The organism is Streptomyces sp. CC228A (genome assembly GCF_021390935.1).
Lineage (GTDB): Bacteria > Actinomycetota > Actinomycetes > Streptomycetales > Streptomycetaceae > Streptomyces.
The window spans coordinates 1-20135 of sequence record NZ_JAJPUI010000018.1 but is presented as its reverse complement, the minus strand read 5'-3'; the positions used below and the strand labels follow the sequence as shown (position 1 = coordinate 20135).

The window sequence follows — 20135 nt, the reverse complement described above, 5'->3', positions numbered from 1 at the left end:
CGGCACCGCCCCATGGGCGACCCCGTGCCCCCGTGGCCCCGTGGCCCGCGGCCCGGCCCGCGCCTCCTCGCCGGCGGCTGCCCTCTCCTCGCCCGGCAACCCGCAGGGCCTCCGCGGGCAACGGCACGTCGGAAAACGACTGGTACCGACAGAACCCCGCCGATCTGTGACCGGGTCCTTTCGGTGTAATTCCGGGTCCCCTACAGGTGCGGCCTTTCGGCGCTCGGCGTCCCGGCAGGCGAGCATGCTGTCCTCCCCCGACCGGTCCGCCCTCCGAAGGAGGCCCATGGACATCCTGCTCGTCGCGAGCGCCTTCAACAGCCTGTGCCAGCGGCTGTACACCGAGCTCGCCGACGCCGGCCACCGTGTGGACGCCGTCCTGGCCCGCGAGGGCGGCGGCGCCCTGGACGCCGCCGTCGCGGAGGCGGACCCCGACCTGATCGTGGCGCCCATGCTGAGGACCGCCATCCCGGAGGAGGTGTGGTCGCGCCACACCTGCCTGGTCGTCCACCCCGGCCCACCCGGCGACCGGGGCCCCTCGTCGCTCGACTGGGCGATCGACTCGGGCGCGCGCCGCTGGGCCGTGACGGTGCTCCAGGCGGAGGCGGGGATGGACGCGGGGGACGTGTGGGCCACCGTGCCGTTCGACGTCCCGCCGGTCGGCAAGAGCGACCTGTACCGCGGCGAGCTGGCCGACGCGGCGGTGGCCGCAGTGCTGCTGGCCGTAGAGCGGTTCGCCTCCGGCGACCACAAGCCGCTGTCCCAGAAGGACCCGTCGTTGGACGTGGTGTGGCGGGACGCCTTCCGCCAGGACCGCCGGCGCATCGACTGGGCGGCCGACCCGACGGAGACGGTGCTGCGCAAGCTGCGCGGCGGCGACTCGCAGCCGGGTGTCCTCGACGAGGTGCTCGGCGCGGAGTTCTTCCTGCACGGCGGCCACCCCGAGGACGAGCTGAGGGGCGCCCCCGGCGCACTGCTCGGGACGCGCGCGGGCGCGGTCTGCCGGGCGACCGCCGACGGGGCGGTGTGGATCCCTGAGCTGCGGCCCCGGCGGGCGTCGGGCGTTCCCGGGCCGTGGCGCCGCCCCGCCGCCTCCGTGCTCGCCGACGCGGCGCGGGCGGCGCGGTGCCGGCCGGCCGGGTCGCCGCCCTGCCCGAGATGCCGGTGCCGTGGGAACTTCCCGAGGAGCGGCGCACCTGGACGGACGTCCGCTACCGGGAGCGAGGCGCGGTCGGCTTCCTCCACTTCGGCTTCCCCGGCGGCGCCATGAGCACCGGTCACTGCCGCCGGCTGCTCGCCGCGTACCGGCACGCGCTGACCCGGCCCACGTCGGTGCTGGTGCTGGGCGGCGGCCGCGACTTCTTCTCGAACGGGATCCACCTGGGCGTCATCGAGGCCGCCGCAAGCCCCGCCGAGGAGTCCTGGGCCAACATCCACGCCATGAACGACGTGGTGGAGGCCGTGCTGCGGACCACGGACCGGCTCGTGGTGGCGGCGCTGGGCGGCAACGCCGCGGCGGGCGGCGCGATGCTCGCCCTGGCGGCCGACGAGGTGTGGTGCCGCGGCGGGGTGGTGCTGAACCCGCACTACCGCCGCATGGGCCTGTACGGCTCCGAGTACTGGACGTACACGCTGCCGCGCCGGGTCGGCACCGGCACGGCGGAGCGGCTCACGTCCGAGGCGCTGCCGGTGGGCACGGCCGAGGGTGCCCGCCTGGGCCTGGTGGACCGGGTGCTGAGGGTGGCGCCTGACGGGTTCGCCGCGGAGGTGCGGCGGCTGGCGTGCGCCCTGGCGGACGCACCGGGGCTGCGGGCCCGGATCGCGGTCAAGGAGGCGGCGCGGCACCGCGACGAGGCGGTGCGGCCGCTGTCCGACCACCGGCGGGCCGAACTGGCCCGGATGCGGAAGGTCTTCTTCGACCAGGGCGCGCCCTACCACGCGCTGCGGGCCGCATTCGTGCGGAAGACCCCGGGGGGCTCCTCGGACAGGCCGCTGGCGCCGGTGTCAGGGGACGGCCGATGAGCCGCCCGGCCGGCGCCCGGACGGCGTCCCTCGGCCCCGGGACGCGGGCCGCCGGAAGCGACCCCGCCCTCGCGGCGGAGACCGGCGCCACACAGACCGGTGCCACGCAGTCCGGTGCCGCGCAGTCCGGTGCCGGGCGGCCGGAAGGCGACCGTCCGCGGCGGGTACTGGTGGCGGGTGTCGGGAACATCTTCCTGGCGGACGACGCCTTCGGCTGCGAGGTGCTCCGGGCGCTGGCCGCCGACCCGCTGCCGTCCGGTGCCGACGCGGTCGACTTCGGCATCCGCGGGATGGACCTCGCCTACCGGCTGCTGGCCGGGTACGACGCGGCCGTCCTGGTCGACGCCGCCCCCCGGGGCGAGGAGCCCGGCACGCTGCACCTCATCGAGGCGGACGTGCCGGAGGACGGAGCCCTCCCGGAGGCCCACGGCATGGACCCGGTGAAGGTCCTGGCGCTCGCCGCGCGGCTGGGCGAGGGGGACGAGGTGCTGCCGCGGGTCCTCGTCCTGGGCTGCGAGCCGGCGGTGCGGCTCCACGGCGACGAGGACGTCGCGTTCGGGCTCAGCGGACCGGTGCGGGACGCCGTGCCCCGCGCCGTGGAGCTCCTGCGCACGGTGACCCGGGCACTGCTCGCGGACCCGGCCGCGTCCCTGGAGGCCGCGGCCGCCCCCTGAACCGGGAGCCGGGCGCCGAAGCGGGAGTACCCCTCCGGACTCGCCCGGCGGGCGGGGGGACCCGGCTCCTGCACCGGTCCCGCGGCGCGGCCCGCACCACTCGACCGCGTCAAGGACCACTTCGGCCCACTGCGGCAGTTCGCCCTCACCGGCTCCGACCGGCGGAGCCCCATGGTGCGGACCCCGGTCTCGCACCGCTCCCTGCGCCGGCGCACCGCGCAGGCCCGCCACCCAGGCGTGCGCGCCGCCCGGTGCGAGGAAAGCGCCCGCATCCGCGGCCAGAAGGGTGTCCGCCGGGGCGGGCGCCCCCTGCCCGACGCGGCCCGCCCCGGAGCCGGGCCCGCATCGCCGGCGCCTCGCTAAGCGACCCGCTGCATCGCCTTGCGGTGCCGCTCCGCCATCGCGGCCCCGGACTCGCGGCGGGCCATCCTGCGCAGGACGGCCGGTGCGACGAGCAGCCCCACGACTGCCCAGGCACCCAGCACGCCCACCGTTTCCAGGTGCCGCCAGGAATCGCCGATCTCGGCGGTGACCGCATCGGCCGGCAGCAGCGCCGAGCGGAGGCCGAGGCCGAGCCAGTACACGGGGAAGATCTGCCCGACGATCTGCAGCCACTCGGGCAGCTCGGACAGGGGGAAATAGATTCCGGAGATCACGATGAGCCCCATGACCGGGAGCATCAGCAAGCCGACGGCGCGCGGACTGCTGACCAGCGAGCCGATGACGGCGCCGGCCGGCAGGGTCGCCAGGAGCCCCAGCGGGACCACCCACACCAGCGTCAGCAGCGCTCCGCCGCCCTGCCGGGCCACCCCGTCCACCAGGAACACGCCGACGGCGAAGGGGAGGGCCATGGACGCGAGAGCCGTACCCGACACCATGACGATCTTGCCGACCAAGTGGCCGACCATGCCGTGCGGCACTGCCTTGGCCCGCAGCAGCGTGCCGTCCTCGCGCTCGGTCGCCAGCAGCTGCGCCGTGGTCATCATGCCGGTGAACGCGAGCGTCATGCCCAGCATGCTCGGCAGCATGAAAGCGCCGGTCGAGAGGGCGGCGCCCTCCAGCGGGTCGTCCCTCAGCAGGAACAGCGGCACGAGGAGCAGGATCGTCCAGAGCACGTAGCCGAACACGTCCTGGCCGGTGGTGAAGGTCTGCCGGAGCTCCGTCCAGCCGCGCCGCACTCCCACTCCCGCCGCGTACCACACCGGGCTCATCGTGCTCCCTCCCCGTAAGCGTGCGCCGTCGACTCAAGGGGAACGCGCCCTGCCTCAAGCTCCCGCACCATCGTCAAATAGGTGTCCTCAAGACTCGCCCGGCGCACCTCCAGCCCGCCGATCGCCTCGCCGTACTCCTCGAACAGCCGGCGGACGAACCGGGTGGGCTCGGCCGTCGCCTCCTCGAAGGGCCGCCCGTCCCGCGTCCAGCGCACCGTGGCCTCGGCCGACGCCTGCCGCGACAGCTCCTCGGCGGAGCCATCGGCCACGATCCGGCCGCCGGCCAGGATCAGGATCCGGTCGGCGAGCTTCTCCGCCTCGGCGAGGTCGTGCGTGGTCAGCAGGACCGTGGTGTTCTCGTCGGCCAGCCCGCGCACCAGGCCGTGGAACTCGTTGCGCGCCTCCGGGTCCAGACCCGCCGTGGGCTCGTCCAAGAACAGCACCTCGGGCCTGCCGACGATGCCGACGGCCACGTCGAAGCGCCTGCGCTGCCCGCCGGACAGGGTTCCCACCCGCTTGTCCGCCTGCTCGGTCAGCCCGACGGCGGCAAGGAGCTCGTCAACGTCCCACGGCCGCCGCACGAGGGCCGTGGAGTACGGCGCGTAGTACGAGCCGAGATGTACCAGCAGTTCCCGCACCCGCCACTTACCGTGGTCACGCCAGGACTGCAACACGATGCCCAGGCGCGCACGCCACCGCTCGTCTCCGTCGGCCGGATCCGTGCCCAGGACGGTCACGTCACCGGCCGAGCGCATCCGGAAGCCTTCCAGGACCTCGATCGTGGTCGTCTTGCCCGCCCCGTTCGGGCCGAGCAGCAGGACGACTTCGCCTCGCCGGGCCGTGAAGCCGACCCCCTTCAACACCTCCTGGCTGCGGTAGCGCATCCGCAGGTCCCGTACGTCGATGACCGTGTCGCTCTCCGGGGGTGGGCTGCCCCCACCCCCGGAAATGGCATGAGCGGTCGTCATCTGTGCTCCCCCGTCCGTCGCGTGCTCCGTTCTGCGGGCCCGGGGCCGCAGGCCGTGCCGACGCCCTGGTCGCGGGCGTCTCCGCGGTCCTTGCCGCCGTCGCCACCTGGCACAACCCTTCACCCCCCTCCCGGGCGAACACATTACCGAACAGCTCGGGTACCTCCGCCTGCGCCACCGCTCCGGCGAACGTGCTCGCCCGCAGCACCGGCCCCTGAGCCGGCCACGCGGCACCGGGAGCCGAGCCGGCACCCGGCCAGCCCGCCGGACACGGGCCTGAGGTTCCTGATCCGCACCGCGCCGCCCCCTCCCCGACCGGCCCCTCCCCCGACCGGCACCCGACCACGCGAACCGGCCCCCGGGCCGACCCGGCGCTGCGGGGAACCGGCGCTTCGGGCCGGGCCCCGACCCGTGTCGTCCTGCTCCCGACCGGTGTCGTCCTGCTCCCGCGTGGCGCGGCCCGGCCTCCCCAGGCCCCCGCCCGGCTCCCCCGCTCGGCCACCCGGTGGAATCTCGGGCCCCCGTCTCGTCCCGTCCCCGGGGATGCGCGCCCCCGGCGCCCAGTATCGGTAGGGACCGACCCCCCGACGAGGAACCCGAGCGAAGGAGCACCGCCATGTGCCGGTCCGTCGAAGTCACCCAGGCCGTCCTGGCCAAGAACGACGGCCTCGCCGCCACCCTGCGGGACGATCTGGCGGCGCAGGGGGTCACCGCGGTGAACCTGCTGTCCAGCCCCGGCAGCGGCAAGACGGAGCTGCTGGGGCTGGTGCTGCGCCGGGCCGTCGACCGCGGGCTCCCCGTGGCGGCGCTCACCGCGGACCTGGCGACCGAGAACGACGCCCGGCGCCTGGCCCGGTCGGGCGCCCCGGTGAAGCAGCTCCTCACGGGCGGGCTGTGCCACCTGGAAGCGGACCAGGTCCGCGGCCACCTGACGGGCTGGCTGCCGCCCGGCACGGCGCTGCTGTTCGTGGAGAACGTCGGCAACCTCGTCTGCCCGGCCGCCTACGACCTCGGCGAGGAGCTGCGGATCGTCCTCATGGCGGTCACCGAGGGCGAGGACAAGCCGTTGAAGTACCCGACGGCCTTCGGGTCCGCGCATCTGGTCGTGCTCACCAAGACGGACCTCGCCGAGGCGGCCGGGTTCGACGAGGGGGCCTTCACGGAGCATGTGCGGCAGGTGAACCCCGGGGTGGAGATCGTGCGTTCCTGCGCACGCACCGGTGAGGGCGCCGACGTGCTGCTGGAGCGGGTCCTCGCTGTCCGCGACGGCGCCGGGCGGCACCGGCCGCCGCTGGTGGGGCGGCCGCACGTGCACCCCGTCCCGGAGGGCGCGGCGTGACGACTGCGGCGGTCGCACGGCGCCGGCTGCTGGTGCGGGGCGTGGTGCAGGGCGTCGGATTCCGGCCCTTCGTGCACCGGTTGGCCACCGAGCTGGGCCTCGCGGGCTTCGTGGGCAACACGCACGACGGCGTCGTCATCGAAGCGGAGGGGCCGCCCGGAGCGCTCGCCGCGTTCGAGGCGCGGCTGGCCTCCGAACCGCCGCCGCTGGCCGCCGTCAGCACCGTACGGGCGGACGAGGTGCCGCCTGCCGGGGACGGGCCGGGGTTCGCGATCCGGCCCTCGGAGCGCGGCGGCGCCGCCGCACCCTGCTTCCGCCGGACACCGCGACCTGCGACGACTGCCTGCGGGAGCTGCGCGACCCGGCGGACCGGCGGCACCGGCACCCGTTCGTCACCTGCACCCACTGCGGCCCCCGCTTCACGATCGCCGCGTCGCTGCCCTACGACAGGGCGGCGACCACCATGGCGGGCTTCGCGCTGTGCCGGTCGTGCGCGGCGGAGTACCGCGACCCGGGCGACCGGCGGTTCCACGCCCAGCCGGTCGCGTGCCCGGACTGCGGCCCGCGGCTGCGCCTGGTGCCCGCCCCGGGCGGGGGACGGGGCCCGCCCGGGGCGCGGAGGCACTGGCGGGGGCCCGCCGGATGCTGGCGGCCGGCCGGATCGTCGCCGTGAAGGGCCTCGGCGGCTACCACCTGGCGTGCGACGCGGCCGACGCCCGGGCCGTCGCCGCGCTGCGGGCGCGCAAGGCCCGCGGCGGCAAGCCGTTCGCGGTGATGTGCGCCGACCTGGACGCGGCCGCGGAGATCGCGGACCTCACCGACGCTGAGCGGGCGGTGCTGACGGGCCCGCACCGCCCGATCGTGCTCGTCCGGCCCAGGGAGCCGGGCGCCGGGCGGCTGCGGCTCGCGGACGGCGTGTGCCCGGGCAGCCCGCACCTGGGGGTGCTGCTGCCGTACACGCCGGTGCACCATCTGCTGTTCGGGCTGCCCGGGGACCCGCCGGGGCCCCGGCTGCTGGTGATGACCAGCGGGAACGTCTCCGGGGAGCCGATCGTCACCGACGACCGGCAGGCCCTGACGCGGCTGCGGGGGATGGCCGACGCCTGGCTCACCCACGACCGGCCCGTCCAGGCGCCGTGCGACGACTCCGTCCTGCGGGTCCGGCCGGACGGCACGGTCGTGGTGCTGCGCCGCTCCCGCGGCTACGTCCCGCGCCCGCTGCCCGTCCCGGTACCGCTGCGCCCGGCTCTGGCGGTGGGCGGTGACCTGAAGAACACGCTGTGCTTCGGCGCCGGGCACGACGCCTGGTTCTCGGCGCACATCGGCGACATGGGGGACCTCGCCACCCTGGACGCGTTCGCCCGCGCGGAGCGGCATCTGCGCCGGCTCACCGGAGTCGCCCCCCGGGTCGTGGCCGCTGACCGGCACCCTGGCTACCACTCGGCCCGGTGGGCGCGCCGCCACGCCGACGCGCTGCCGTCCTGCGGGGCGGGCGGCCTGGTGCGCGTGCAGCACCACCACGCGCACATCGCGTCCGCCATGGCGGAACACGGGCTCGACGGGTCGTCGCCGGTGATCGGCGTGGCCTTCGACGGGACCGGCCACGGCGACGACGGCACCGTGTGGGGCGGCGAGGTGCTGCTCGCGGACTACGCCGGCTACCGCAGGTTCGCGCACCTGGCGCCCGCGCTGCTGCCCGGCGGTGACGCGGCGGTGCACAACCCGTGCCGGACGGCGCTCGCGCGGCTACGGGCCGCCGGGCTGCCGTGGGACCCCGACCTGCCGTGCACGGCTGCCTGCCCGGGCGCGGAACTCTCCGTGTTGGAAAGGCAGTTGGACCGGAGTCTCGGCTGTGTGGCCACGTCGAGCATGGGCCGCCTGTTCGACGCCGTGTCGTCGCTGGTGGGCCTGTGCCACCGGTCCGGCTACGAGGCGCAGGCCGCGCTGGAGCTGGAGGCCGCGGCGGCGCGCGCCTGGCACGCCGACACCGGTGCGTACGCGTTCGGGTTCGGCGGCGGTCCTGCGGGGGCGCTGCGCTGCGACCCGGCGCCGGTGCTGGCGGCCCTGGTCGGCGATCTGCGCCGGGGCGTGCCCGTGGAGGTGCTCGCCGCACGCTTCCACCGCGGTGTGGCCGCGGCGGTGGTGGAGCTCTGCCGGCGCGCCCGGTTGGCGACGGGGGTCGCGACCGCGGCCCTCACGGGCGGGGTGTTCGCCAACGCCCTGCTGGACGGGGCGTGCACGGACGGGCTGGCGGCGCACGGCTTCACGGTGCTGCGGCACGGCGAGGTCCCGCCGGGTGACGGCGGGCTGGCCCTCGGCCAGCTCGTCGTGGCGGCACGCGAACCCCTGCGGTGGCCGCCGGGCCGTCGTACGTCGGACTGAGGAGCGAGGAAGCGCATGTGTCTTGCGGTGCCCGGAAGGGTGGTGGCCGTCGACGGCGGCACGGATCCGCTGACCGGACTGGTCGACTTCGGAGGCGTGCAGAAGAGCGTCTGCATGGAGTACGTGCCGGACGTCGCGGTCGGTGAGTACGTGATCGTGCACGTCGGTTTCGCGTTGCAGCGGCTGGACGAGGCGTCGGCCCGCGCGTCACTGGAGCTGTTCGGGCAGCTCGGGCTGCTCGACGAGGAGTTCGGCGACGCCTGGGACCGGGCGGCGGCGGAGGCGGGGGCCCCCGTGCCCGGCGCCGCGCCGGTCGCCGGCGAGGGAGGGGCACGGTGAGGTACATCGACGAGTTCAACGACCCGGGGCTGGCGCGCAGGCTGCTGGACGAGATCCACGCGACGGTGACCCGGCCGTGGGCGCTGATGGAGGTGTGCGGAGGGCAGACGCACTCGATCATCCGCCACGGCATCGACCAGCTGCTGCCGCAGCAGGTGGAACTCATCCACGGGCCGGGCTGCCCGGTCTGCGTCACCCCGCTGGAACTGATCGACAAGGCGCTGGAGATCGCGTCCCGGCCCGGGGTCGTCTTCTGCTCGTTCGGTGACATGCTGCGGGTGCCGGGCACCGGCAGGGACCTGTTCCGGGTGAAGGGCGAGGGCGGGGACGTCCGGGTGGTGTACTCCCCCATGGACGCGCTGGAGCTGGCCCGCCGCCACCCCGACCGCGAGGTGGTGTTCTTCGGGATCGGCTTCGAGACGACCGCGCCCGCCAACGCCATGGCCGTCCACCAGGCGCGGCGCCTGGGGCTGCGCAACTTCAGCCTGCTGGTCTCGCACGTGCGGGTGCCTCCCGCCGTCGAGGCGATCATGACGGCGCCGGCGTGCCGGGTGCAGGGCTTCCTGGCGGCGGGGCACGTGTGCAGCGTGATGGGCACGGCGGAGTACCCGGAGCTGGCCGAGCGGCACCGCGTGCCCATCGTCGTGACCGGTTTCGAGCCGCTCGACATCCTGGAGGGCGTACGCCGCGCGGTGCGCCAGCTCGAACGGGGCGAGCACCGGGTGGAGAACGCGTACGAGCGGGCCGTGCGGGTCGAGGGCAACCCGGCGGCGCTCCGCATGATCGAGGAGGTGTTCGAGGTGACGGACCGGTCCTGGCGGGGTATCGGCGTCATCCCGGACAGCGGGTGGCGGCTCACCGCGGCCTTCCGCGACTTCGACGCCGAGCACCGCTTCGACGTGGCGGGCATCCGCACGGAGGAGCCCGCCGTGTGCCGCAGCGGCGAGGTGCTCCAGGGTCTGATCAAGCCGACGGAGTGCTCGGCGTTCGGGACGCTGTGCACGCCGCGCACGCCCCTGGGCGCCACGATGGTGTCCAGTGAGGGCGCCTGCGCGGCCTACCACCTCTACCGCCGGATGGAACGCCCCGCGGACCGCAAGGAGATGAACCCCGTTGGCTGAGACGGTTGAGACGGTCGTCGATCCCGCGGACTGGACCTGCCCCGCGCCCCTGCGCGACCAGCCGGTCGTCGTCATGGGGCACGGAGGGGGCGGGGCGCTGTCGGCCGAGCTGGTCGAGCAGGTCTTCGCCCCGGCGTACGGCAACGCCCTGATGTCCGGCCTCGGGGACTCGGCGGTGCTCGAACCGGGCGGTGCGCGCCTGGCGTTCTCCACCGACTCGTACGTGGTGCAGCCGCTGTTCTTCCCCGGCGGCAGCATCGGGGACCTGGCCGTCAACGGCACCGTCAACGACCTGGCCATGAGCGGGGCGCGGCCGGCGTGGCTGTCGGCGGCGTTCGTCCTGGAGGAGGGCGTGGAGCTGGCGGTCGTCGACCGGGTGGCGCGTGCGATGGGCGCGGCCGCGTCCGCCGCGGGCGTGGTGGTGGCCACGGGCGACACGAAGGTGGTCGAGTCGGGGCACGGCGACGGGGTGTACGTGACGACGTCCGGGATCGGCATCGTCCCTGACGGGGTCGACATCCACCCGCGGCGGGCGCGCCCGGGCGACGCGGTGATCGTCAGCGGCCCGATCGGCATGCACGGCGTGGCCGTCCTGAGCGTGCGGGAGGGGCTGGAGTTCGGCGTGGAGATCGCCAGCGACACGGCGCCGCTGGCGGGTCTGGTGGCGGCGATGCTGGAGGTGTGCCCGGACCTGCACGTGCTGCGCGACCCGACCCGGGGCGGCCTCGCGGCCTCGCTCAACGAGATCGCCCGTGCCTCGGGCACCGGTGTCCGCCTCCAGGAGCGCGCGGTGCCGGTGCCGGAGGCGGTGGCGAACGCCTGCGGGTTCCTGGGGCTGGACCCGCTGTACGTGGCCAACGAGGGGCGGCTGGTCGCCTTCGTGCCGCGGCCCGCGGCCGACGCGGTGCTGGCGGCGATGCGGGCGCATCCGCAGGGCGCGGGCGCGGCGTTGATCGGTGAGTGCGTCGCCGACCACCCGGGCATGGTGGTGGCCGCCACGGGACTGGGGGGTTCGCGGGTGGTGGACCTGCCGCTCGGGGAGCAGCTGCCCCGGATCTGCTGACCGCTTGACGCGGGCCCGCTGCCGGCGCACGGCAGCGGGCCCGCGTCATGCCCGGGTTCGCGCGTCGCGCAGCCGCGGGCAGGGCGCCGCGTGGGCGTCGGCCGCTGGTGGGAGGCCTGCGTCAGGGCCGGGGCGGACCGCCCTTGGTCGCGGAGGCGGCCGGCTCCGGCGGTGGCGGCGCGGGGGCGGTGTCCGCCGGGCGCGGGTCGGCCGGGTCGGCGAGCTCCACGCCGGTGATGTCCAGTTCGCGGCCGCTCAGCAGTTCGGGGGCGGCACGGTCGCAGCGGGGGCACCAGAACAGCGGCGGGCAGCCGACGTCGAACGCGGTGCCGCAGGGGCCGCAGTGGGCCCGTGCGGGTACCTCTTCGACCAGCAGCCGTGCGGCGGCCAGCGGGGTGCCCTCGCGGACCACCTCGAAGGAGAACGCCAGGGCGTCCGCCACGACGCCGGACAGTTCGCCCACCCGGACGGTCACGGCCGACACGGCACCGCCGCCGTGGGCCTGCGCCACCTCGGCCGCGCGCTCGACGATGGCGGAGGCGATGGACAGTTCGTGCATGGGCGGGTGCTCCGGAAGTGGTGGCCGGGGGCGGTCCGGCGGTTCGCGGTGCCGGCGCCCCCGGGGGTGGGTGCCGGTTCAGCGGGGGTGGCGGGAGCGCGAGCGGAGTCCGGCCATCCGCCAGATCTTCGCCTCCCGCCTCATCCCGGGGATCTCGCGGATCAGCACGGCGAGCAGCAGCCCGCCGGCCACCGCCGCCTCCGCCATGAGCACCCGTCTCGCTGTGATCACGATTCTCCTCCTTGTGGCGCTGCCGCCGCGCTGTTTCCGCCCGGTCATCCCGGGGGGATGTTCGGCATGATCTTCAAGATCGCGTCGTGGCGGCGCCAGTTGACGCCGGTGGACCGCCGCGCGTCGGCGGTGCCGTCCTTGTGGTGGCCGACCTGGCGCTTGTACGGCCCCTTGTTGCCCTCGTGGAGTCCGGGTACGTGCGACGGGGTGTCGGGTTTCACCTGGGGCTTGCCGACCCTGATCCTGCCCATGGCCGTCCGCTCCTCACGTGGTCGTCGGTTCGCTCGTTTCCAGTCCGGCGAAGAACTGCTCGACGGCGGGCCACACCCGGTCGCCGCCGGACATCCCCCGCCACTCCCGGCGGACGATGGCCACCACGCGGTGGCAGTCGTCGACCGGGACGATCCAGTGCCGGCGCGCCCCCCATGCCGTGTTGACGAGCAGCGCCTCCACGTCGGGGCGCAGCTCGCGCAGGGCGGGGCAGTCCGCCACGACTGCGGCCCAGGCCGCCGGGTCCGCCTCCCAGCGCGTCGCCCCGGCGGGGCTCGGGTAGTGGGCGGTGACCGTGCCGTCGGCGGCGGGCACGAAGTACGCCAGGCCGACGGGCACGCCCAGGGCGGTCGTGTCGACCGGCGGGAGGCGGACGCGGCGCTGCGGCACCAGCCGGTAGCGCCCCTGCGCGGCCTCCTCGCCGGCGAAGAGCAGGGAGCAGGCGCGGCAGGCGCACAGGACCTCGCCGCCGTCGGTGTCGTACAGGTGGCGGTGCTCGTCGGGTACCTGCTCCTGGCACAGGTCGCAGTGCTCGCCGGGCACGGGCTCCGGCGGGGCGGGTTCCCCGGCCGAGCGGATGAGCCGGGCGAGGGCTCCGCCGGTCATGGCGTCTCCTGCGGGACGGGGGCCGGGCGGCGGGTCAGGGTCGCCAGCGGGACGAAGGCGGGTGCTGCGGCGCCGCGGTCCGGTACGGCCTGTACGTCCGTCAGTTCCGGTGCCATGGCGAGGACGGCCTCGCGGACGGCCTCCTCCACCCCGCCGCCTGCGCCGCCCGTGCCGCAGCCGGATCCGCAGCCGCCGCCCGTGCTCAGCCGCACCCGGGCGACGCCTCCCTCGACGCCTTCCAGGGAGATGTCGCCGCCCTGTTCGCGCAGGGCGGGCCGCAGCGCCTCGACGGCGTCCGCCACGCGGCGGTCCACCGGGTCGGGGTGCAGGTCGTGCAGCACCAGCAGGTGGGCGAGGAGTTCGTCGGCCGTCAGGGCCGCGGTCAGTTGCGGGTCCGCGTGGTCGAGGACGCGTGCCAGCGCCTCCCCGTAGACCTCCGTGAGGGCCCGTACGGCGTGGAGTGCCGCGTCGGAGGTGGGGCCCGGCGCCGCCTCGACGCGGCCGAGCCGGTCGTCGACGCGGGCCAGCCGGTCCGCGACCGCCGCGGCGTCGAGCCGCTCCCGGTCAGCCATGCCCGCCGCCGTAGGTGGGAGAGTGGACCTTGCGGAGGGTGGTGCCCTGGCCGAGGTACATGTGGACGCCGCAGGGCAGGCACGGGTCGAAGCTGCGGACGGTCCGCATGATGTCGACGCCCTTGAAGTCGTCGGGGCCGTTCTCCTCGAAGATGGGCTGGCCCTGCACCGCGTCCTCGTACGGCCCGGGGGTGCCGTAGCTGTCGCGGGGGCTGGCGTTCCACGGGGTGGGCGGGTACGGGTGGTAGTTCGCGATCTTCTTGTCCTTGATCACCAGGTGGTGGGAGAGGACGCCGCGGACCGCCTCGTGGAAGCCGCAGCCGATGGCCTCGTCCGGCACCTCGAAGTTCTCGAACACCTTGGTCTCGCCGGCCCGGACCAGGCCCATCGCCTTCTCGGCGAACTCGAAGGCCATGGCGGCGGCGTAGGCGACGAAGTAGGGCCTGGCCCGGTCCCGTTCGATGGTGTTGCTCCACCGGGGGATCTCCCACTCCAGCGTGGTCTCGGGGAGCTTCTCGCTGCGCGGCAGGGTGATCCGGACGCTGTGCCCGGTGGCCTTGACGTACTGCGAGTCGACCAGGCCGTTGAGCGCCGTGGACCACAGCCGGGCGAGGGGGCCGCCGCCGGTGTCGAGCGCGAGGTGCTCGCCGCTCTTCCGGTCGTACCAGCGGGGGCTCATGACCCAGCTGTAGTTGCTGTCGAAGTCGCGCTTCTGCGGGACGGGGACGGTGGTCTGGTTCCACGGGTGGCGCATGTCGACCGGGTTGCCGAGCGGGTCGTGCGTGACGAACGGCGGCTCGTCGGCCCAGTCGTCGTAGTAGGAGCTGCCGAGGAGGATGCGCATGCCGAGGTTGATGTCGACGAGGTCGTTGGTGCGCAGCTCGCCGTCGACGACGATGCCGGGGGTGACGTGCATGGCCCGTCCCCAGTCGCTCATCGTCTCGTAGCGGTAGTCGCAGACGTCCGGGTTCTGCCAGGCGCCCCAGCAGCCGAGGAGGATGCGGCGCCGGCCGACCTCCTCGTACCCGGGGAGGGCCTCGTAGAAGAAGTCGAAGACGTCGTCGTTCATCGCCACGGCCTGCTTGACGAAGTCCAGGATCCGCATGAGCCGGGACAGGTAGTCGGTGAACGCGGTCGGCTGGGGCATCGTGCCGACGCCGCCGGGGTACAGCGTCGACGGGTGGACGTGGCGCCCCTCCATGAGGCAGAACATCTCGCGCGTGACGCGGCTGACTTTGAGGGCTTCCTTGTAGGTCTCGCCCTCGAAGGGGTTGAAGCTGCGCATGATGTCGGCGATGGTCCGGTAGCCGTGGATGTCGCCGCGCGGTGCCTGCGTCTGCTCGGCCCTTGCCAGGACGCCGGGGTTGGTGGACTTCACCATCGCCTCGCAGAAGTCCACGAAGACGAGGTTGTCCTGGAAGATCGTGTGGTCGAAGATGTACTCCGCCGCCTCGCCGAGGTTGACGATGTGCTCGGCGAGCGGCGGCGGCTTGACGCCGTAGGCCATCTGCTGGGCGTAGTCGGAGCAGGTGGTGTGGTTGTCGCCGCAGATGCCGCAGATGCGGGAGGTGATGAACCCGGCGTCACGCGGGTCCTTGCCCTTCATGAACACCGAGTAGCCGCGGAAGAGCGACGAGGTGCTGCGGCACTCGACGACCTCGCGGTTGGCGAAGTCGATCTTGGTGTAGATGCCCAGGTTCCCGACGATGCGGGTGATCGGGTCCCAGGACATGTCCATGATCTGGGCGGGCTTCCGCTCCCCGGCCCCGATCCGGTCCTCCGTCTGCGTCATGTGTGCGTTCCTCGTGTCGTGGCTCGCGGGTGTCGTCCGCGGTCTCGGGGGGTGTGGTCCGGGCGCCAGTACGGGTCGTAGCCGCTGGTGAGTTCGGACTTGTTGTGGTGCCAGCGGGGTTCGCGGTTGGCGGCGATGTTGCTGATGCCGCGCAGCCGCCGGATCACCGCGCCGTACGGCCTGATGAGCATCGAGGAGAGGCTGCCGCCGGGGGGCTCGTCCATGAACGGCATGAACGCGTCGGGGAAGCCGGGCATGGTGCAGCCGATGCAGATGCCGCCGACGTTCGGGCAGCCGCCGACACCGGACATCCAGCCCCGCTTCGGGACGTTGCAGTTCACCACGGGGCCCCAGCAGCCCACCTTCACCTCGCACTTGGGCGAGTTGTAGTCCTTGGCGAAGTCGCCCTGCTCGTAGTAGGCGGCGCGGTCGCAGCCCTCGTGCACCGTCTTGCCGAAGATCCACTGCGGGCGCAGCATGGCGTCGAGCGGGGGCGGCGGCGCGGAGCCCGCGGCGTGGTGGAGCACCCACACCAGGGTCTCCATGAAGTTCTCCGGCTGGATGGGGCAGCCCGGCACGTTCACCACGGGCAGGGCGCCCTGGGACCTGAAGTCCCAGCCCAGGTAGTCGGCGAGGCCCATGCTGCCGGTGGGGTTGCCCGCCATGGCGTGGATGCCGCCGTACGCGGCGCAGGTGCCCGCGGCGACCACGGCCCACGCCTTCGGGGCGAGCTGGTCGATCCACCAGTTGAGGGTGAGGGGCTCCCCCGTCTCCAGGTCGTTGCCGAAGGAGGTCCAGTAGCCGTCGCCCTCGATGATGTTCTGGTTCGGGACGGAGCCCTCGATGACGAGGATGAACGGGGCGAGTTCGCCGCGGGCCGCGGCCCGGTACGGGGCGAGGAAGTCCTCGCCGCCCAGGCTCGGCGACAGGACCTTGTTGTGGAGGTTCACCTTCGGCAGGCCCGGGACGAGCCCGAGCACGATGTCCTCGATGGCGGGCTGTCCGGCCGCCGTGAGGGAGACGGTGTCGCCGTCGCAGCTCATGCCTTCGGAGATCCAGAGGATGTGGACCTCGTCGAATCCGTCCGGCCGCGGCCCGGATTCGGGCTGTCGGCTCACTTCGGTGGTGCCGGCGTCGGTGGTCATGTCCTCGGCCTTCCCTGCAGTCGGTCTCGGAGCCGGTCGTACGCCGCTGCCACCGGCGCGGCCAGGGCCGGCGCGGGCGGCTCCTCGGGGGCGTGCGGGTGCGGCCGGGTGGGGGCGGTCTGCTTGGCCTCGTCGAGCAGGGCGCCGAGCTCGTCGTCCAGGTCCTGCTGCGACACGGCGCCGCGCAGCCGCGGCATGAAGTCCTCCTCCTCTTCCCTGACGTGCTCCTCCCTGTCCGCGCGCAGCTCGTCGACGAGGCCGTCGGTCCGCTCGCCGCCCGCTGCGCGTCGGTCCAGCGCCAGGAGGGTCTTCTTGACGGCCAGGTGCTCGCCGAGGTGCCGCTCGACCTCCCGCTGCCCGTCGGGCAGGACGTCCTTGGCGAGCGGGTGGACCATCGGCTCCTCCAGGGCGGCGTGCTGGGAGGGCTCGCGGACGAGCAGTTCGACGACGGCCCGCCGCTGGGTGCCGGAGGCCGCGGCCCGGTGGTCGCGGAAGAGCTGTTCCACCATGCGGTGGTCATGCGCCGACAGTTCGAGGGCGTCCATCGCCTCGCCTCTCCTCCCGGTCGAGGGGTTCGGGCCTGTCCGGTCCGAGCGGGCCGCCCGGTGCGGGGCCCGCGTGGGCGGGCCGGCCGCGGGGGCCGGAGCCGTCGGGCCAGGGCGGGTCGAGCGGTTCGAGCCCGCCAGGCCCCGGCGGGCCGTCGGGTGCGCGCCCTGCGCGGGCGAGCCGGTCGCCCGGCGGGCCGTCGGGGCGGGCCGTGCCGAGCGGTTCGAGCTCGTGGGGGCGGAAGTAGTAGTGGCGGCCGTACCAGGCGTTCAGTTCGGCGGCGGGGTCGTCGTCGACGGTGACCGCCAGGTGCACGCTGCCGTCCACGTCGTGGAAGACCGCCGCCACGCGGGCGGTGCGGCCGGCCAGGAACATGTCGTGGGCGTCGGCGCCCCGCCCGCTGGGCCTGAGGCGTACGCGGCTGCCGCCGGTCACGGGCACACCGTCGACGAGGACGGTGTCCGTGGTCGGGGACAGCCCGTCGTCGCCGCCCTCCTGCCACCACGGGGCCGCACTGCGGGCGGGCGCGGGCTCCAGGGAGCGGATGGCGCCGTGCAGCCGCTCGAAGACCTCCTGCGGCATGGAGTCGACCCGGTCGAGGATGCGGGCGGCCCGGGCGTCGGTGGCGCGGGCCTCGCGCTTCTCGTCGTCGGTCAGCAGCATCGTGCGGAGGGTGAGGATCTCGTCGATCTCGGCGGCGTCGTGGAGGTCGCCGGGGCTCTCGGGCGCCACCTGCGGGTGGTCGGAGAGGATGATCGGCGACGACAGCAGGAGGCCACTGGTCCCAGGGGGGCCGCCCAGGACGGGGAAGGTGTGCACGTTCCGGCACTGCCGGGCGGCGTCCGCGGCCTGCGCGGGCGGGTCGGCGAGGGACAGGAACTCCAGCCCCTCGCCGCCGACGAGCGTGTGGGTGGCGAGGAGGGCGTACCGCAGGGCCGTCTCGCGGGGCGCGTCGGGGCCGGGCTCGGAGCCGGTGTTCTCGGTACGGATCCACAGCCGGTACAGGCCGGGCGAACCGGCCTGCTCCTCGGCCCGCACGAGGAGCCGGGCGCCGACGGGCCACCGACGCCGCACCACCCGCCCGGCGCCGTCCGGCAGCGGCTCGGTGTCCTCGCCGCCGGGCCACCCGGCCTCGTACGCGCGCTCCCCGGCGAGCAGGTCGCCGAGGGTGACGGCCACACCGGTCTCGCGGGGCACCGCCTCGTCGAACGTGAGGTGGACGGTGCCGCCGCTGTCCAGGGACTCCACGGGCCGGTGCCCGCCCTGCCCGTCGGGCCGCTCGACCTGCTTGCGCTGGAGCTGGAGGTGGCGCAGCCGGATCCGCACGCACGCGGCGGGCTCGGCCCGCACGAGGCACTCGGTCTGCTGGTACCAGGCGTCCGCGGCCCCCGACACCCCGGCCGGACCCGCGCCCGGCCCGGCGGCCTCGGCCCAGGGGCGGGCGGCGAGCACGCCGAACTGCCAGCGCACCCGGTTCTTCGGCGACGAGCGGCGGTACGGGTAGAGGAGGTAGCCCTCGTAGAGGACGGCGTCGGCGACGGCGCGCAGGGCCGTGAAGCCGTCCTGCGTGCGCGCGGCCCTTGCCGCCCCGGCGTCGGTGGGATCGTCCGTCATCCGCGTTGCGCCTCCTCGTGGCCGCCGAACCGCGGCCATGTCTTCCACCAGGCTCACACCGTTCACGCCCCGCGGCCCGTCCAGGCGGGCGCGGGCGGGCCGCGGGCGGCGCCGCTGCCTGCACGAACACGCCGGAACGCGGCCCCGGCGGGCGTCGGCCATCCGGGGTTCCGGGCCGCGGCGGCCGGTGCCGCGCGGGGGTGCGCGCCCGCCTGCCGCACGCGCGCTGCGGCGCGCCGTCCGGGGCGCAGTCCGGGGCGCAGTCCGGGTCACCGCGGCGGCGCGCCGCCGCGGGGAGGCGCGGGCCCCGGACGGCTGGGGCGCCTTCCCGCCGGTGCAGGCGGCCTGCCTGCACCGCGTGCCCACCGCGCGGCGGCCCGGCGTGATGCGCGGTCGGGCTCCGTCCGTCCGCGGCTGCGGGTCCGTGGGGTTGCCGACGGCCGCCGCCGCGCACCGGCGTCCGCGGGGCGCCGCGGGTCCGGCGGAGCGCGGTGGCAGCGGGGACGGCACGGCGCGGGCCCGGAGGGCGTAGGCTCGGGCGATGGCGAAGTACTTCGATGTGCACCCCGACGACCCCCAGCGGCGCCTGATCGTCACCGTGGCCGACCTGATCCGCTCCGGTGCGCTCGTCGCCTATCCGACGGACTCGTGCTACGCGCTGGGCTGCCGGCTGGGCAACCGGGAGGCGCTGGGGCGCATCCGCACCATCCGCGACCTGGACGACCGGCACCACTTCACCCTCGTGTGCGAGAGCTTCGCGCAGCTGGGGCAGTTCGTGCAGCTCGACAACGACGTGTTCCGCACGCTGAAGGCGGCGACGCCGGGACGCTACACCTTCATCCTGCCCGCGACCCGGGAGGTGCCGCGCCAGTTGCAGCACCCGAAGAAGAAGACGGTCGGGGTGCGGATCCCCGAGCACGCGGTGACCCGGGCCCTCCTCGCCGAGCTGGGCGAGCCGCTGGTGTCGAGCACCCTGCTGCTGCCCGGTGAGGAGGAGCCGATGACCCAGGGCTGGGAGATCAAGGACCGGCTCGACCACGTGCTGGACGCCGTGGTCGACGGCGGCGACTGCGGCACCGCGCCGACCACCGTGGTCGACTTCTCGGGCGGCGTCCCGGAGATCGTCCGCCGGGGGGCGGGGGATCCGGCGCGCTTCGAGTAGCCTCAGCTAGCCTCAGCCGCCGGCGACCCCGCCGGGGCGCAGGCCGGGGTGCTGCTCGGCCAGCCGGGGCGGTGCGGCCTGCCGCCAGGAGTCCACGACGATGTCCCGCAGTTCGTCGACGTCCTCCAGTGCGGCGAGCCGCACCCGCACCCACGCGGACCCCGCCTCGTGCGGCGGGACCCAGAACTTCTCCGGTTCGGCGGCGATGAGTTCCGTACGCTCCAGTTTCGGGCAGCGCACGGCGATCGACGTCTCGTCGTCGGGAACCGTCAGGAACATCCTGCCCGCCACGCGGAACGTGGGCATGGACCAGGCCTCCTTCTCCGCGGTCTCGGGCAGGGACAGGGCGACACGGCGGACCACCTCGGCATCGATCATGCCGTCACGCTAGCGGCGGCCTCTGACACCGCCCTTCGGCGCTGTCCGCGCGGTGCCACCCGTTCCGGTGACGGGGATCAGCGCGGCCGCGCCGCGGTCTGATAACAGAGGTACGGCGTCTGCGCGCACGCGGGCGCACGT

18 protein-coding genes and 2 pseudogenes are annotated in these 20135 nt (G+C 74.9%); 8 read left to right on the top strand and 12 right to left on the bottom strand.

Going from position 1 to position 20135, the window contains the following annotated elements; genetic code table 11:
• Positions 1 to 286 precede the first annotated feature (286 nt).
• Positions 287 to 2022: pseudogene (locus L6E17_RS29745) on the top strand (enoyl-CoA hydratase-related protein).
• The gene (locus L6E17_RS29740) at positions 2019 to 2696 is read left to right on the top strand and encodes a hydrogenase maturation protease (RefSeq protein ID WP_308315953.1); all 678 of its coding nucleotides are present in this window, start codon (positions 2019 to 2021) and stop codon (positions 2694 to 2696) included. Before L6E17_RS29745 ends, L6E17_RS29740 begins: the two are co-directional and overlap by 4 nt.
• A gap of 359 nt (positions 2697 to 3055) precedes the next feature.
• On the opposite strand, the gene L6E17_RS29735 is transcribed toward L6E17_RS29740, so the two are convergent.
• Both L6E17_RS29735 and L6E17_RS29730 read right to left on the bottom strand, forming a co-directional pair.
• A complete protein-coding gene (locus L6E17_RS29735) occupies positions 3056 to 3907 on the bottom strand; it encodes an ABC transporter permease (protein ID WP_236243734.1) in 852 nt (283 codons plus the stop codon).
• Positions 3904 to 4875: an ABC transporter ATP-binding protein gene (locus tag L6E17_RS29730; RefSeq protein WP_236243733.1), complete on the bottom strand. Its 972-nt coding sequence runs from the start codon at positions 4873 to 4875 to the stop codon at positions 3904 to 3906. Before L6E17_RS29730 ends, L6E17_RS29735 begins: the two co-directional genes overlap by 4 nt.
• A 616-nt stretch (positions 4876 to 5491) precedes the next feature.
• On the opposite strand from L6E17_RS29730, the gene hypB reads away from it, so the two are divergent.
• The 5 genes and pseudogenes from hypB to hypE all read left to right on the top strand — a co-directional run bounded on the left by hypB (position 5492) and on the right by hypE (position 11119).
• On the top strand, positions 5492 to 6214 hold the full coding sequence (hypB, locus tag L6E17_RS29725; protein WP_236243732.1) for a hydrogenase nickel incorporation protein HypB: 723 nt from the start codon (positions 5492 to 5494) through the stop codon (positions 6212 to 6214).
• Positions 6211 to 8596: pseudogene (gene hypF / locus L6E17_RS29720) on the top strand (carbamoyltransferase HypF). Before hypB ends, hypF begins: the two are co-directional and overlap by 4 nt.
• Positions 8597 to 8611: 15 nt before the next feature.
• Entirely contained in the window at positions 8612 to 8935 is a 324-nt protein-coding gene (locus L6E17_RS29715) for a HypC/HybG/HupF family hydrogenase formation chaperone (protein WP_236243731.1), read from the top strand.
• Positions 8932 to 10056 (top strand): hydrogenase formation protein HypD, encoded by a 1125-nt coding sequence (gene hypD, locus L6E17_RS29710; RefSeq protein WP_236243730.1) that lies wholly within the window; start codon positions 8932 to 8934, stop codon positions 10054 to 10056. Before L6E17_RS29715 ends, hypD begins: the two co-directional genes overlap by 4 nt.
• Before the next feature lie 73 nt (positions 10057 to 10129).
• Positions 10130 to 11119 carry a hydrogenase expression/formation protein HypE gene (hypE, locus tag L6E17_RS29705; RefSeq protein ID WP_236243742.1) on the top strand — a complete coding sequence of 330 codons (990 nt, stop codon included), beginning with the start codon at positions 10130 to 10132 and terminating at the stop codon, positions 11117 to 11119.
• Between the two features lie 121 nt (positions 11120 to 11240).
• Here hypE and L6E17_RS29700 read toward each other — a convergent pair whose 3' ends face one another.
• The 9 genes from L6E17_RS29700 to L6E17_RS29660 form a co-directional block, all read right to left on the bottom strand.
• Positions 11241 to 11678, bottom strand: coding sequence for a hydrogenase maturation nickel metallochaperone HypA (locus L6E17_RS29700; RefSeq protein ID WP_236243729.1), 438 nt, complete (start codon positions 11676 to 11678; stop codon positions 11241 to 11243).
• A gap of 78 nt (positions 11679 to 11756) precedes the next feature.
• On the bottom strand, positions 11757 to 11909 hold the full coding sequence (locus L6E17_RS29695; RefSeq protein WP_236243744.1) for a hypothetical protein: 153 nt from the start codon (positions 11907 to 11909) through the stop codon (positions 11757 to 11759).
• A gap of 44 nt (positions 11910 to 11953) precedes the next feature.
• Entirely contained in the window at positions 11954 to 12160 is a 207-nt protein-coding gene (locus L6E17_RS29690; RefSeq protein WP_236243728.1) for a hypothetical protein, read from the bottom strand.
• A 13-nt stretch (positions 12161 to 12173) separates the two neighbouring features.
• On the bottom strand, positions 12174 to 12785 hold the full coding sequence (locus tag L6E17_RS29685) for a DUF5947 family protein (protein WP_236243727.1): 612 nt from the start codon (positions 12783 to 12785) through the stop codon (positions 12174 to 12176).
• Positions 12782 to 13357, bottom strand: coding sequence for a NifU family protein (locus tag L6E17_RS29680; protein WP_236243726.1), 576 nt, complete (start codon positions 13355 to 13357; stop codon positions 12782 to 12784). Before L6E17_RS29680 ends, L6E17_RS29685 begins: the two co-directional genes overlap by 4 nt.
• The gene (locus L6E17_RS29675; RefSeq protein ID WP_236243725.1) at positions 13350 to 15149 is read right to left on the bottom strand and encodes a nickel-dependent hydrogenase large subunit; all 1800 of its coding nucleotides are present in this window, start codon (positions 15147 to 15149) and stop codon (positions 13350 to 13352) included. The genes L6E17_RS29680 and L6E17_RS29675 overlap by 8 nt, the downstream gene beginning before the upstream one ends.
• Positions 15146 to 16294 (bottom strand): hydrogenase expression protein HypE, encoded by a 1149-nt coding sequence (locus tag L6E17_RS29670; protein WP_236243724.1) that lies wholly within the window; start codon positions 16292 to 16294, stop codon positions 15146 to 15148. The genes L6E17_RS29675 and L6E17_RS29670 overlap by 4 nt, the downstream gene beginning before the upstream one ends.
• Positions 16291 to 16839, bottom strand: coding sequence for a hemerythrin domain-containing protein (locus L6E17_RS29665; RefSeq protein WP_236243723.1), 549 nt, complete (start codon positions 16837 to 16839; stop codon positions 16291 to 16293). Before L6E17_RS29665 ends, L6E17_RS29670 begins: the two co-directional genes overlap by 4 nt.
• Positions 16811 to 18454: a hypothetical protein gene (locus L6E17_RS29660; protein WP_236243722.1), complete on the bottom strand. Its 1644-nt coding sequence runs from the start codon at positions 18452 to 18454 to the stop codon at positions 16811 to 16813. The genes L6E17_RS29665 and L6E17_RS29660 overlap by 29 nt, the downstream gene beginning before the upstream one ends.
• A gap of 541 nt (positions 18455 to 18995) precedes the next feature.
• On the opposite strand from L6E17_RS29660, the gene L6E17_RS29655 reads away from it, so the two are divergent.
• Positions 18996 to 19616, top strand: coding sequence for an L-threonylcarbamoyladenylate synthase (locus tag L6E17_RS29655; RefSeq protein ID WP_236243721.1), 621 nt, complete (start codon positions 18996 to 18998; stop codon positions 19614 to 19616).
• Between the two features lie 12 nt (positions 19617 to 19628).
• On the opposite strand, the gene L6E17_RS29650 is transcribed toward L6E17_RS29655, so the two are convergent.
• Complete coding sequence (locus L6E17_RS29650; protein ID WP_236243720.1) at positions 19629 to 19994, bottom strand: MmcQ/YjbR family DNA-binding protein; 366 nt, start codon at positions 19992 to 19994, stop codon at positions 19629 to 19631.
• Between the last annotated feature and the right edge of the window lie 141 nt (positions 19995 to 20135).

Excerpts from the sequence above, each read along its gene's own strand:
- L6E17_RS29660 (WP_236243722.1), bottom strand. The coding sequence starts at position 18,454 with ATGACGGACGATCCCACCGACGCCGGGGCGGCAAGGGCCGCGCGCACG.
- L6E17_RS29700 (WP_236243729.1), bottom strand. The coding sequence starts at position 11,678 with ATGCACGAACTGTCCATCGCCTCCGCCATCGTCGAGCGCGCGGCCGAG.
- hypB (WP_236243732.1), top strand. The coding sequence starts at position 5,492 with ATGTGCCGGTCCGTCGAAGTCACCCAGGCCGTCCTGGCCAAGAACGAC.
- L6E17_RS29655 (WP_236243721.1), top strand. The coding sequence starts at position 18,996 with ATGGCGAAGTACTTCGATGTGCACCCCGACGACCCCCAGCGGCGCCTG.
- L6E17_RS29730 (WP_236243733.1), bottom strand. The coding sequence starts at position 4,875 with ATGACGACCGCTCATGCCATTTCCGGGGGTGGGGGCAGCCCACCCCCG.
- L6E17_RS29650 (WP_236243720.1), bottom strand. The coding sequence starts at position 19,994 with ATGATCGATGCCGAGGTGGTCCGCCGTGTCGCCCTGTCCCTGCCCGAG.
- L6E17_RS29670 (WP_236243724.1), bottom strand. The coding sequence starts at position 16,294 with ATGACCACCGACGCCGGCACCACCGAAGTGAGCCGACAGCCCGAATCC.
- L6E17_RS29675 (WP_236243725.1), bottom strand. The coding sequence starts at position 15,149 with ATGACGCAGACGGAGGACCGGATCGGGGCCGGGGAGCGGAAGCCCGCC.
- L6E17_RS29685 (WP_236243727.1), bottom strand. The coding sequence starts at position 12,785 with ATGACCGGCGGAGCCCTCGCCCGGCTCATCCGCTCGGCCGGGGAACCC.
- L6E17_RS29690 (WP_236243728.1), bottom strand. The coding sequence starts at position 12,160 with ATGGGCAGGATCAGGGTCGGCAAGCCCCAGGTGAAACCCGACACCCCG.
- L6E17_RS29680 (WP_236243726.1), bottom strand. The coding sequence starts at position 13,357 with ATGGCTGACCGGGAGCGGCTCGACGCCGCGGCGGTCGCGGACCGGCTG.
- L6E17_RS29715 (WP_236243731.1), top strand. The coding sequence starts at position 8,612 with ATGTGTCTTGCGGTGCCCGGAAGGGTGGTGGCCGTCGACGGCGGCACG.
- hypE (WP_236243742.1), top strand. The coding sequence starts at position 10,130 with ATGGGGCACGGAGGGGGCGGGGCGCTGTCGGCCGAGCTGGTCGAGCAG.
- L6E17_RS29665 (WP_236243723.1), bottom strand. The coding sequence starts at position 16,839 with ATGGACGCCCTCGAACTGTCGGCGCATGACCACCGCATGGTGGAACAG.
- L6E17_RS29740 (WP_308315953.1), top strand. The coding sequence starts at position 2,019 with ATGAGCCGCCCGGCCGGCGCCCGGACGGCGTCCCTCGGCCCCGGGACG.
- L6E17_RS29735 (WP_236243734.1), bottom strand. The coding sequence starts at position 3,907 with ATGAGCCCGGTGTGGTACGCGGCGGGAGTGGGAGTGCGGCGCGGCTGG.